Source organism: Hydrogenophaga sp. PAMC20947 (genome assembly GCF_004795855.1).
Lineage (GTDB): Bacteria > Pseudomonadota > Gammaproteobacteria > Burkholderiales > Burkholderiaceae_C > Hydrogenophaga.
Window position 1 is genome coordinate 2,764,880 of the sequence record NZ_CP039252.1, and the last position, 12,204, is coordinate 2,777,083.

Below are 12,204 nucleotides of genomic sequence, written 5' to 3' on the forward strand. Positions count from 1 at the left end.
TATAAGAACAATCCGACCGCGAATCTCGGAGTCGGGGGTGAGTGGAGATCACAGACCAAATGGTAATACTGCTCGGATGGCTCATGAGGGTTTTCCCTCAAAAGCCACAATCAAATACAAATTTTGTCGGTTTTTTCAGACACTTGTCCTGCACACCCCCCTAAAGTTGGTACTTAGTCATTCAATTTTAATCAATTTGCAGGGGCACCAAAAAAAAACCCTGGCAAGAGGACCCTGCCAGGGTTTTTTTGGCTTGATGTCAGAGCTGGCTCACGCCAGCATTGCATCAGAAGTTGTGGCGAATGCCCAAACCAACGTTGTTCACGTTCATAGCGGTCTTGCCCTTGCCATCGCGCAGGAAAGCGGCGTAGGCGAAGGTGCGCTTGCTCAGAGGGTACTTGGCTTCCAACAGCAGGTCGGTGTCTTTGTAGTCGGTGTCACGAGCGACGTCGACCACCAGGTACACAGGGCCGGCTTGCATGCCTGCGCCGATGGTGAAACCCTTGCCTTTACCGGAAGCATCAATCACCGAACCAGCGATGGTTGCAGGACCCACTTTGTAGCTCGCGCCCAAAGCCACGTTCTTCTCTTGATCTTGCGTCTTGTTGTAACCCAGGGACACAGCCACAGGGCCATTGCGATAGATGGCGTTCAGGTCAACCTTGGCGCGCTCGACACCAGCCACAGCTGGCGTGGTGGCAGTGGCAGCCGTGGCGCCAACGATGTTGTTGCCCTTCATGATGTAACCCAGCGTTGCGCTGAAACCGCCCATGTTGGGGGTGGTGTAAGCGACTTGGCTGCTGTTACGAACGCCACCGGTGACGCCACCGAACTGGCTCATCACAGCGGAGTAGTTGGCGGTACCGGTCAATTCCCATGCGGCCACCGAATAGAACGATGGGTTCAGGGTACGGCCCAGACGCAGCTCACCGAAGCCGCCAGACAGGTTCATCCAGGCTGCGCGGGAGAAGTAGTTGCCACCGCTCAGGTTGGAGGCACCGGTGTTCAGGCTCAGGCCGTCTTCAAAGTTGAAGCCAGCCTTCAGGCCGCCACCCAGGTCTTCGGAACCGCGCACGCCCCAACGGCTGGTGCCGTTGTTCATGACGCCCGAGCTGCTCAGGACGGTCGATTTGTCGGTGGTCTTGACGATGGATGCATCGGCAACGCCGTACAGGGTCACGGAGGATTGTGCAAAAGCGGCACCGGTGGCAGCCACGGCAGCCAAAGCAATCAGGGTCTTTTTCATTGAGGGTATCTCCAAGGTTGAGCAACGAGGTCAGGGTCTTTTTCCCTTGACCAACCTCCATTTGGGAAGCTGACTCGATTCGACCAGAGTGCGCCCGGGACCGCCACGGGTAAAGGGAGTACCCGGGGGTATTCCCCTACCGTCTTGTTGCAGCATTACCACAGCCACAGCGTTCGACACACCGATCATTAGTACAAATTGATACAAGTACGGAAGATGGCCTTCCTGAGGGGCTACCTGATCGGCTCAGCATGGATCGGTGTGAAATGGAGACCCTCGCCACCTCCGTGTTAAAAATGGTTTGCGGCTTATTGGACGCGACAGCGCTTTCTAGACACCCACCCGAACGACGGTGACCCGCAGGACGGCTGAAAAATGAGATCGGCGGCGAACTCAGTCCGTTTCAGGATTGAGGCTCCAGGCGAAACTGCGGCCCCGCCGGAACCCGTTTTGAGCGGATTCGCCACGCCATGGCCCGGTTGGGAAGCAAGCAGACCGAGAAAAACACCGTTGCGGGCGATTTGCAACAGACAACGTCCCGATACGAGAGTCTTCTAGACTCGACACCTGCTCAGACACACCATCAGAAAGAGGAAGCGCCATGACCATGGACGCCGTACTAACCGCCGCAGACGCAGCGCTGAGAACCTTGTTCGTTCCACCCCGAGCCAGCCGGGTGTGCGCCACATTGCCCCACGAAACAGCCGACCTTCCCGAAATGGAGCGGCGTTTGTCAGGCGCCTTGATGCGGGTCAACCACGTGGGTGAGATCTGCGCCCAGGCGCTGTACACCTCCCAGGCGCTTGCAGCCCGCATGCGCGGGCAAGAAGACCGGCTGGTACAGCAGCTGGAAGCAGCAGGCCAGGAAGAGGTGGATCACCTCGCATGGACACAGCACCGCCTGGACGAGCTTGGAGCCCGCCCCTCCTTGTTGAATCCACTCTGGTACACAGGCGCCTTTGGCCTGGGACTGGTTGCCGGGAGCCTGGGGCCCCGATGGAGTCTGGGTTTTGTGGTGGAAACCGAAAGGCAGGTTGAGGCCCATTTGGCCGACCACATGGACCGACTGCCCGCTGCTGACCAGGCGTCAAGGGCGATCGTGGCGCAGATGAAGGAGGAAGAAGCCCACCACGCCCGAGAAGCCGAGCGGGCGGGCGCAGCCCCTTTGCCCCCACCCGTCAAGGGGCTGATGCGGCTCGCAGCCAGGGTGATGACCACCGTGGCTCACCGCATCTGAAGGGCATTGCCCCCACGCTCCACCGCTTCGCGGGTCGCTGCCCCCCGAGGGGGCGGATTTCCCTTGGGGCGGCCCGACGGGAAATCGCCCTGCCCCCACGCTCCACCGCTTCGCGGGTCGCTACCCCCCCCCGAGGGGGCGGATTTCCCTTGGGGCGGCCCGACGGGAAATCGCCCGGCCCCCACGCGCCGTCTCTGCACGGCGACGAAACGCTGGCATCAGTCGGGAAACGGGCACAGAAATCAGGCCTCGATCACTTCGAAGCCCGTGGTGATGGTGGCTGTTTTGCTCAACATGATGCTGGCTGAGCAGTATTTTTCGTGACTCATGGCAATGGCCCGCTCCACGGCGGCAGGCGGTATGCCCTTGCCAGTGACCGCGAACTGCATGTGAATGCTCGTGAACACTTTGGGATCGGTTTGTGCACGCTCAGTGGTCAGCTGCACGGAGCACCCCCGCACGTCGTGCCGGCCACGCTTGAGAATCAGCACCACGTCATAGGCGGTACAGCCACCGGTCCCTGCGAGCACCATTTCCATGGGGCGGGCAGCCATGTTGCTCCCCCCATTCTCAGGTTTCGCGGCATCAGGCGCGCCATCCATGGTGAGCACATGACCGCTACCGGTTTCGGCGACAAAGCCCATGTTTGAGCGGGTGCCGGTCGCGCCGGTCCAGGTAACTGTGCACTCCATCGAACGCTCCCAACGTGAAATAAGCAACAAATCTGAGGTTTGCTCCCTAAAAAGGAGCAGTTTTCCGCGTCCGCATGTTGCAATGCAGCATGCGAGCGATATACTGGCGTCATTGTATTGAAGGTTGTCTCCTCTACCCTCCTCGGGTGGATTTAAACCCGGACTGGTTCTACCAGTTCGGGTTTTTTTTGCCCGGCTGCGTGCTGGCTATGATGCTTGGCAAGGAAACCCCATGACTGCCAGCTCCAGAAAACCCTCGACCACATCGGCGCGCATAGCCGAAAACGCCGCCCCAACCCATATGGGGCCTGCCGACTACCTCAAGAAAATTCTCACGGCCCGCGTCTACGATGTGGCGGTGGAGTCGCCCTTGGAGCCAGCAAAAAACCTGAGCGCCCGTTTGAACAACACGGTTCTGCTCAAGCGGGAAGACCAGCAACCCGTGTTCAGTTTCAAGCTGCGCGGTGCTTACAACAAAATGGCGCACCTCTCGCCGGCTCAGTTGAAGAAGGGCGTGATCTGCGCGTCGGCCGGCAACCACGCCCAAGGCGTGGCGTTGAGCGGTCGCAAGCTGGGCACCCGAGCCGTGGTCGTGATGCCCACGACCACACCGCAACTCAAAGTCGACGCTGTGCGGGCCCTGGGTGGTGAAGTGGTGCTGCACGGGGAGAGCTACTCAGATGCCTACACGCATGCGGTGGTGCTGCAGAAGAAGCATGGCCTCACTTTTGTCCATCCGTTTGACGACCCGGACGTGATTGCTGGCCAGGGCACGATTGCCATGGAAATCCTGCGCCAGCTTCAAAGCCTGGGCACAACCCGGCTGGACGCGGTTTTTGTGGCAATTGGCGGTGGCGGCCTGATTTCGGGCGTGGCCAACTACATCAAGGCGGTTCGACCGGACATCAAAGTCATTGGCGTGCAAACCAACGACTCCGACGCCATGCTGCAGTCGGTGAAAGCAGGCGAGCGCGTGACTCTGTCCGACGTGGGCCTGTTCGCGGACGGCACCGCGGTCAAACTGGTCGGCGAAGAGACCTTCCGGATCGCCCGCAATCTGGTGGACGACTATGTGGTGGTGGATACCGATGCCGTTTGCGCCGCCATCAAAGACATTTTTGTGGACACCCGCAGCATCGTTGAGCCCTCCGGCGCGCTCGCTGTGGCGGCTGTGAAGCAATACGTAGCGCGCCATAAAACCCGCGGAGAGACCTACGCTGCCATCCTCTGCGGCGCCAACATGAATTTCGACCGCCTGCGTTTTGTCGCCGAGCGGGCTGAAGTCGGCGAAGAGCGCGAAGCTTTGTTTGCGGTGACCATTCCCGAAGAACGCGGCAGTTTTCGCCGCTTCTGCGAATTGATCGGGGATCTGCCCGGCACACCACGCAACGTCACCGAATTCAATTACCGCATACACAACGACAGCGAGGCCCATGTTTTTGTTGGACTGACAACCCAAGGCAAAGGCGAGTCCACCAAAATCGCGAAAAGCCTGGGCAAGCAGGGCTTCAAGACCCTGGACCTCACACACGACGAGCTGGCCAAAGAGCACATCCGGCACATGGTGGGCGGCCACTCCCCGCTGGCGCACGATGAACGTCTGCTGCGCTTCATCTTCCCTGAGCGCCCTGGCGCACTGCTCAAGTTTCTGAGCCTGATGCGCCCCGGCTGGAACATCAGCCTCTTTCACTACCGCAACCAGGGCGCAGACTATGGTCGCATCCTGGTTGGTCTGCAAGTTCCCCCCAAAGATGACAAGGCTTTTGCGAAGTTTCTCGAGGCTTTGGGCTACCCCTTTGTGGAAGAGACGCAGAATCCGGTGTACCGTCTGTTCCTGAAAAGCTGACCCCCCACTCAACATGAACGCCATCCCCTTGCCCGCTGTCGATGAAACCGAAGCCAAAGAGGCTGGCCCTGAACCCCGGCTGCCTTCCATTGCAGGGTTGTCCTCGCCAGGCCTAGACGACGCATTTCTGCCGCGATTCCGCTCAACGCTGGTCCCGGAGCGGGCATTGGGTCGCATGGAAACGTTGGCGCTGCAACTCGCCCGGATCCAGCACCCCGAGCCCAAACCACACCATGTGGTGGCGCTGAAGAATCCACAGTTGTTGATTTTTGCGGGTGACCATGGCATTGCCGACGAAGGGGTGTCCCATTTCCCACAAGAAACGACCCGACAACGGGTGCTCCAGATCTTGCGCGGCAAAGCCCAGATCAATGCCATGGCCGAGCACAATGGCTTCGATTTGAGCGTGGTGGATGCCGGTGTCGCGTCGCCGCTGCTGGACAGCAACCACGGCATGACCGAAGTCCCTTTGCTGGAGCGCAAGATCGGCTACGGCACCCGCAATATTCTCTTGAGTCCGGCCATGTCTGCGACGCAGGCCATCTCTGCGCTGCACGCGGGCATGGATGTGGTGCGCCACTTGCCCGGCAACGTACTGGCGCTGGGCGACGTCGGCGTCGGCAGCACTTCGATCGCAGCCTTGCTGCTGTCTCGCTTGTGTGGTGTTCCTCTGGGGGACGCCTGCGGCAAAGGCAGCGGGCTCGACGATGCACAGCAGGCGCGAAAGCTGGAGAAACTGTTCAATGCGGCGGGGCGCCACCGCAAATCCGTCAAGCCCATGGCAGTGCTGGCCTCGATGGGTGGATTTGAGATCGCCATGATGGCCGGCGCCATGCTGCAGGCCGCCAGCGAACGCCGGGTGGTGTTGGTCGATGGCTTCGTCGGGGGTTCAGCGGCATTGGTCGCGCGTGCGTTGGTGCCCGAAGTCATGGACTACCTGGTGTTTGCACAGCGGTCGTCCGAAGTGGGTCATCGCCTGATGTTGATTCACTTGCAAAACCAGCCACTGCTGGACATGGAGTTGCGCATGGGTCAGGGCATGGGCACCATGCTGGCCTGGCCACTGCTCAAGGCCGCTGAGCACCTGATCAACGACTGATACCCATTCGCCTTCAAAACGATCACTGCGTTGTTCGGCCTCGCCATGCTGCAGCACGGCCTGGGGCTTCTCGCCTGGTACTCCTTTGAAGGCAAATCTCTGTGCGTCAGCCTTTCCCGGATCTGTACCCAGGATCGACTGCCCGATCACGGGCCTGTCGGAAGCACCGCAGGCAAATTCAATTCAATGGTCGTGGGGCCCTGGCGGGATGGCCCGAGTCGGGCGATGCCCTTGGCCACCGACTGCAGCACCAACCCATCGCTCACGGCGTCACCCACCTGAACAGGACGGGGAGGCTCGTCGCCCACCGCAATAAGGGCCGCTCCACCTTGCCGAGCGGGCTGGGCCACCATGCCCCACAACCGATACCGGGTCTGTGCGGCGGGCGCTGCAGGGGTTTCGGCGACCACAGCCGCCGCACCGAGTGCACGCGCGATGGTGGCAATATCGGCTTGAGGAACGCTGGATGCGAGCGCAGGCACAGGCTCCCACTGCTTGCGTCCCACCGATTGAAGCACCCAATAACCCATGCTCAATCCTGCCGCCAGCCACAGCAAGCCTGTGACCACCAAGGGTGCCGCCGCAGAGCGGGCAGTGCCGGGGGCAGGCGCCATTCGCGCCATGCGTTGGGAAAAGGGCATCGCTTTCATGCCCGCATTATGATCCACCCACTGCCACGAACTTGTGGGCATGAGCCGGATCAACGCACTGTGCGAGTGCCTCCATTTTCTCGCCACATTCCTGTATTTGAATCTGCTTTCCGGGAGGATTTTTTTTGAATTACACCATCCAACGACCGTTGCGCAGCGCACCGCAGCGCGGCTTCACTTTGATCGAACTCATGGTGGTGCTGGTGATCATCGGCGTGCTGGCCGCCTTGATTGTCCCCAACGTACTCGATCGAGCAGACGATGCGCGGGTGACGGCGGCCAAGACCGACGTCAACAACGTCATGCAGGCGCTCAAGCTGTACCGGCTGGACAACCAGCGTTACCCGACCAGCGAGCAGGGTTTGGTAGCTTTATTGAACAAGCCCACGAGCAACCCGGTTCCACCCAACTGGCGGCGCTACATTGAGAAGCTGCCAGCAGACCCATGGAGCCGGCCATACCAGTATCTCAACCCTGGGGTTCATGGCGAAGTGGACGTCCTGTCGCTGGGGGCGGATGGTCAAGCGGGTGGAGAAGGACGCGACGCGGATATTGGCAGCTGGGAGTGATGACAAAAGCCCCCATGCTCCACCGCTGCGCGGGTCGCTGCCCCCCGAGGGGGCTGACCTTGCTTGGGGCGGCCCTGCGCTGTGGTCCTCGCGCCCTCACGTTCCGCCGCTTCGCGGGTCGCTGCCCCCCCGAGGGGGCTGACCTTGCTTGGGGCGGCCCTGCGCTGTGGTCCTGGCGCCCCCACGCGCCACCGTTGCGCGGGTCGCTGCCCCCCGAGGGGGCTGACCTTGCTTGGGGCGGCCCTGCGCTGTGGTCCTGGCGCCCCCACGCTGCACGAATCGCTGCAACACCGATAGCCGACACCCCTTGAAGCACACTCCGTCCTTGCGCCGACCGTCCTGCGGCTTCACGTTGCTGGAGCTGATGGTGGTGGTGGCCATCATTGCTTTGGCCACTGCGGGGGTGAGCCTGGCCCTGCGCGATGACGATGGCGGTCGACTGGAAACAGAAGCCCTGCGCCTCTCCGCGCTGCTGGAGTCTGCGCGGGCGCAATCGCGCAGCAGTGGCGTGCCAATTTACTGGCGGGCCACGCCAGATGGATTCGAATTCCTGGGCTTGTCGTCCAAAGGCAAGGCGCTCGATGACTTGATGGGTATGCGCCATTGGTTGCAGACGGAGACTGTGGCTCAGGTGGTGTTGCCGGCCGACGCAGGCAACCTGGTGTTGGGGCCCGAACCCTTGATCGCTGCCCAGCGAGTGGCGTTGCAATTGGGGGACCGTCAGCTGATCCTGGCAACCGATGGGCTGGCGCCCTTTGCTGTGCTCCCCGCAGGAGTGGCGCCGTGAGGTGCAAACGTCGTTCCGGGGGGTTCACGCTGATAGAAGTGCTGGTCGCACTGGCCGTGGTGGCGGTTGCATTGGCGGCAGGTGTAAAAGCGTCAGGCGCCCTCACCCGGGCTGCGGAGCGGCAAAGTGCCCAATGGCTGGCACAACTCTGTGCGGAAAACGCGCTGGTGCAGCTGCGACTGGCGCGTCAACTGCCGAGCACGGGTGACAACAGCAGTGCCTGCGTCCAGGCGGGCCAGACGATGCAAGTGCGCATTTCGGTGCAACCCACGCCCAACCCCATCTTTCGGCGCGTGGACGCCGTTGTCACGCAGCCGCAGGATGGCCTGGACGTGAACTTGCTGACCGTTTCGACCATCATGGGACGCTATTGATGCCTCGACGCTCCATGGTTGCAAGGCTACGCTCGCGCACCTGTTTGCACCCTGCCGGTTCGAGGCGGAGGGTGACCGTTGCGGGTTTCACGCTGATCGAGCTGCTGGTGGCTCTGTCCGTGATGGCCATGCTGGCCTTGTTGAGCTGGCGCTCGCTGGACAACCTCAAGCGCGCTCAAGATGTCACCCAGGAAAGGTCCGACCAGATCTTGCGCTTGCAGGCCTCACTGGGACAGTGGCGTGCGGATCTTGATGCGCTGGCCGAAACGGGTGAGCTCGACGCTCTGAGTTTCGATGGACGTGTGCTGCGCATGACACGGCGCGACAGCACTGAAGGCGGCATACAGAGCCCTGGCCTGCGGGTTGTGGCCTGGACACGCATGCAACCCCGCGCCGGAGATCAAGGGGCAGCCCAATGGATGCGGTGGCAATCGGCGCCCGTGCGTCAGCGCGACGAACTTGCACAAGCGTGGGAACGCGCTGCCATCTGGGGCCAGGGTGAACAACAAACGCCCGAGAACACCAACGAAGCCGACAGCGCCATTCAGCTGGTGCCGATCGACCAGTGGGAGCTGGCCTACCACCGGGGCAGCTCCTGGGGGAACCCGTTGTCTTCGGTCGGCAATGAAGGCGACAAGCTGGAGGGCAACGCCCGCTTGCCCAACGGCGTGCGCCTGACGCTCACCCTTTCAACGGGCCAGAGTCTTTCTGGGCCGATTGTCGTGGACTGGGTGAAGCCCACTCTCGCGGCCGGATCACCGTGAAGCTGCTTCGCACGCGCCCCGCCAGCACGAACGCTCAACGCGGCGCAGCCTTGTTGCTCGCGATGTTGGTCGTCACCCTGGTCGCCACTCTGGCGTCTGCAGCGCTGTGGCAACAATGGCGTTCGGCCGCGGTGGAGGCGGCCGAACGACAACGGGTTCAGGCCAGCTGGATCTTGACGGGTGCGCTCGACTGGGCGCGCCTGATCTTGCGTGAAGATGCGCGCAGTAACCGCAACAGCGGCAACGCGGACCACCTGGGTGAGCCTTGGGCCACGCCTCTGGAGGAAGCCCAGCTGTCGAGCTTTCTTGCTGCAGACAAAGACAACAACGCCGACGATCTGATGCCGGCCTACCTGTCGGGTGAAATCGTGGATGCGCAATCGAGGCTCAATGTGATGAACCTCATCAAGACCAGTGGCGAGGGGGCTGACGCCAAAGTCGAGATATCGGAGCCCGATCTGGCCGCCTTCACCAAGCTCTACCAGTTGCTGGACCTGCCCGCGGCCGAACTGAGCAATGCGGCGGAGTCTCTGGTGGCGACCACTCGGCTAGCGCAAGACGATCCCATGCCCTCGTCAACACCTATTTTGCCGATGCGCTTTGCGCAACTGAGCTGGCTGGGATTCAGCGAGGGCAGCCTGAAGGCCTTGAGCCCGCATGTGGGGGTCTTGCCCGAACGCACCCCCCTCAACCTCAACACCGCCAGCGCCGAAGCTTTGAGCGCCAGCATTCCCCAGATTGACCTCGCCATGGCCCAACAACTGGTCAGTGAGCGGGCCAACAGTCCGTTCAAGGACTTGCTGGATGTCATCAGCCGGATCCCGGGGGCGGAAAAAGAGTGGGTTAACGCCCGGCAACACGATGTTCGCAGCCGGTTCTTTGAAGTGCATGTGCGCATGCGGCTGGACGACCACACCACCGAGGAGCGATCGCTGGTGGTGCGCAGCGGGCTGAACGTGGGCGTGCGGTGGCGGGAGCGCGTGGCCACCCTCCCATGACAATCCGCTTGGAGCACACTGGTTGGCACACACTTCCTCCACAGACACGGCCTACCCTGATCCGCCTCTCTAAAATGTAGATTTTCCGCTGCAGAAATCCAACCTCCGACTGTTGCCCACCCCACACCCTGCAAGACCTCTGTGCTGATCCTGACCCCTTCCGCTTTTTCGCTCGCCAGCGCCGGCACGCCTTCAGCGGCCCTGGACTGGGCGAGCTCGCCCAACGGGCAGCAGTTGGACGACCAAGGCACCTGTGCGCCTGGCCTGCTGCCCGCCGACCAGGATGTTGTTCTGGTGTTGCCGCCATTGGCCGTGTCCTGGCACCGGGTCGATTTGCCCAAGGTCCCGGCGAACCGGCTGCGGGCTGTGCTGGACGGTCTGCTGGAGGAGCAGTTGCTCAACGACTGCGCCGACCTGCATTTCGCCTTGCCGCCAGGGGCAAGGTCCGGACAAACCGTCTGGGTTGCGGCCTGTCACAAGGCTTGGCTGCGGGGCTGGCTGCAAACCCTCGAAGAAGCCGGTCACCCCGCGTCGCGCATCGTCCCATCACTCTGGCCATTGGCGCCAGCCGGAGCGGAGCCTTCTTCCGAGCCCGGTGTCACGCACTGGGCTCACCTTCAATCGGGCCAACCATGGTTGGCCAGTGCCAGCGAGCTGGGCGTGTGTTGCGTGCCCTTGAGTTCTGCCGCCGACCCCACTGCCCTGCTGCAGCCTGCCAGCACAGAAAGCGCTGCGCCGGCCCGCTGGATGAGCGAACCCGGCACGGCAGCCCAGGCCGAAGAGATCATGGATCAGCGATTCGAGCTCGTTGCGCAAACCGACTGGCTGCTGCGCTGCGCGCAGTCCACCTGGAACCTTGCGCAATTTGATCTGCGCCTGTCAACGTCAGCCCGACGTGGCCAACGCTGGCGCCAGGTCTGGCGCGATTGGCGCAGCGCACCGGCCTGGCGCACGGCGCGATGGGGCCTGGGTGCGCTGGTGGCGGTGCAATTGCTGGGCGTCAACGCGGCTGCCTGGCAAGAGCGCCGAACGCTGGCGCACAAACAGGCGGCGGTACAACAGACGCTGAAACAGGCGTTTCCCAACGTGGGACTGGTGCTCGATGCGCCCATGCAAATGCAGCGTGAACTCACCCAACTTCAACAGGCGGGCGGACACCTCGCCATGCACGACCTGGAAGCGATGTTGAGCGCGCTGGCCCTCGCGGGCGCTGAACAGCCGCTGGTGGTCGAGAAGATTCGTTACGACGGCAAGACGGCCTATTTTGACGCTGGCGCCAGTGCAGACGCCCAGTGGCCAGCCCTGCAGGAGCCTTTGCAGCGTGGCGGCTGGAAGGTCTTGCGCGAAGCCAGTGAACTGGGCCTGACCCCCGACCAGCCATGACGCCCAAAAATCGCAAACACACGCCGGCTCTGACGGCCCGAAAAGACCCGGCCACTGGCCTGGGCCACCGTTTGAGCGCCACCTTGGTCGGCATGACTCCGCGAGAACGGCAAGCGGTGTTGATGGCCGCCTGGACAGTGGGGTTGGCCCTGCTCTGGTGGGTCGCGCTGGGTCCGGCGCTGAACACCTTGCGCCAGGCCCCCGCGCGGCAGGCCGCCGTCGATACGCAACTGACACAAATGCTTCGCATGGCCGCGACAGCCGAACAGGTGCGCGCTCAAAACAGCACGCCGCCACCCACGCGCCGCGGGGCTCAGGCTGCCATCGAAACCGCGACCGCCGCGCTGGGCGCCGAGGCGCAGGTGTCGGTGCAAGGCGACCGCGCCATCCTGACGCTGCGCGGCGTGGCACCCGAAGCCCTGGCCCAATGGCTCAGCCAGGTGCGTGTCAACGCCCGATTGCTGCCCATCGAGGCGCAGGTGCAGCGCCAGCCCAACTCTGCGGGATGGGCTGGCCAAATCACACTCGCAGGCCCCGGACTGGGGCCCAACAACTGATG

At 62.5% G+C, this 12,204-nt stretch carries 13 protein-coding genes; 10 read left to right on the top strand and 3 right to left on the bottom strand.

Annotated features, from left to right (window positions below; translation table 11 throughout):
• Positions 1-286 precede the first annotated feature (286 nt).
• Positions 287-1,246, bottom strand: a complete 960-nt coding sequence (locus E5678_RS12475) for a porin (RefSeq protein WP_136178824.1) — start codon at positions 1,244-1,246, stop codon at positions 287-289.
• A gap of 601 nt (positions 1,247-1,847) precedes the next feature.
• On the opposite strand from E5678_RS12475, the gene coq7 reads away from it, so the two are divergent.
• Positions 1,848-2,483 (top strand): 2-polyprenyl-3-methyl-6-methoxy-1,4-benzoquinone monooxygenase, encoded by a 636-nt coding sequence (coq7, locus tag E5678_RS12480; RefSeq protein ID WP_136178825.1) that lies wholly within the window; start codon positions 1,848-1,850, stop codon positions 2,481-2,483.
• Positions 2,484-2,725: 242 nt separating this feature from the next.
• Here the strand turns inward: coq7 and E5678_RS12490 are convergent, their stop codons facing one another.
• Positions 2,726-3,175 (bottom strand): OsmC family protein, encoded by a 450-nt coding sequence (locus tag E5678_RS12490; protein WP_136178826.1) that lies wholly within the window; start codon positions 3,173-3,175, stop codon positions 2,726-2,728.
• A gap of 301 nt (positions 3,176-3,476) precedes the next feature.
• Between E5678_RS12490 and ilvA the strand changes: the two genes are divergently transcribed.
• Together ilvA and cobT are read left to right on the top strand one after the other, a co-directional pair.
• Positions 3,477-5,021: a threonine ammonia-lyase, biosynthetic gene (gene ilvA / locus E5678_RS12495; RefSeq protein ID WP_247597031.1), complete on the top strand. Its 1,545-nt coding sequence runs from the start codon at positions 3,477-3,479 to the stop codon at positions 5,019-5,021.
• A gap of 13 nt (positions 5,022-5,034) precedes the next feature.
• Positions 5,035-6,120: a nicotinate-nucleotide--dimethylbenzimidazole phosphoribosyltransferase gene (gene cobT / locus E5678_RS12500; protein ID WP_136178828.1), complete on the top strand. Its 1,086-nt coding sequence runs from the start codon at positions 5,035-5,037 to the stop codon at positions 6,118-6,120.
• 146 nt (positions 6,121-6,266) lie between these two features.
• On the opposite strand, the gene E5678_RS12505 is transcribed toward cobT, so the two are convergent.
• Entirely contained in the window at positions 6,267-6,770 is a 504-nt protein-coding gene (locus E5678_RS12505; RefSeq protein WP_247596764.1) for a type II secretion system protein N, read from the bottom strand.
• Between the two features lie 125 nt (positions 6,771-6,895).
• On the opposite strand from E5678_RS12505, the gene gspG reads away from it, so the two are divergent.
• From gspG to gspM, 7 genes are all read left to right on the top strand, one after another.
• Positions 6,896-7,339 (top strand): type II secretion system major pseudopilin GspG, encoded by a 444-nt coding sequence (gene gspG, locus E5678_RS12510; RefSeq protein WP_281728073.1) that lies wholly within the window; start codon positions 6,896-6,898, stop codon positions 7,337-7,339.
• 364 nt (positions 7,340-7,703) lie between these two features.
• Positions 7,704-8,126 carry a type II secretion system protein GspH gene (locus E5678_RS12520; protein ID WP_136180763.1) on the top strand — a complete coding sequence of 141 codons (423 nt, stop codon included), beginning with the start codon at positions 7,704-7,706 and terminating at the stop codon, positions 8,124-8,126.
• Complete coding sequence (gspI, locus tag E5678_RS12525) at positions 8,123-8,500, top strand: type II secretion system minor pseudopilin GspI (RefSeq protein WP_136178830.1); 378 nt, start codon at positions 8,123-8,125, stop codon at positions 8,498-8,500. The genes E5678_RS12520 and gspI overlap by 4 nt, the downstream gene beginning before the upstream one ends.
• A 71-nt stretch (positions 8,501-8,571) precedes the next feature.
• Positions 8,572-9,264, top strand: a complete 693-nt coding sequence (locus E5678_RS12530) for a prepilin-type N-terminal cleavage/methylation domain-containing protein (protein WP_247596765.1) — start codon at positions 8,572-8,574, stop codon at positions 9,262-9,264.
• Entirely contained in the window at positions 9,261-10,262 is a 1,002-nt protein-coding gene (gene gspK / locus E5678_RS12535) for a type II secretion system minor pseudopilin GspK (RefSeq protein WP_247596766.1), read from the top strand. Before E5678_RS12530 ends, gspK begins: the two co-directional genes overlap by 4 nt.
• Before the next feature lie 141 nt (positions 10,263-10,403).
• Positions 10,404-11,645, top strand: coding sequence for a type II secretion system protein GspL (gene gspL / locus E5678_RS12540; protein ID WP_136178832.1), 1,242 nt, complete (start codon positions 10,404-10,406; stop codon positions 11,643-11,645).
• Positions 11,642-12,202, top strand: a complete 561-nt coding sequence (gene gspM / locus E5678_RS12545; protein ID WP_136178833.1) for a type II secretion system protein GspM — start codon at positions 11,642-11,644, stop codon at positions 12,200-12,202. The genes gspL and gspM overlap by 4 nt, the downstream gene beginning before the upstream one ends.
• Positions 12,203-12,204 lie beyond the last annotated feature (2 nt).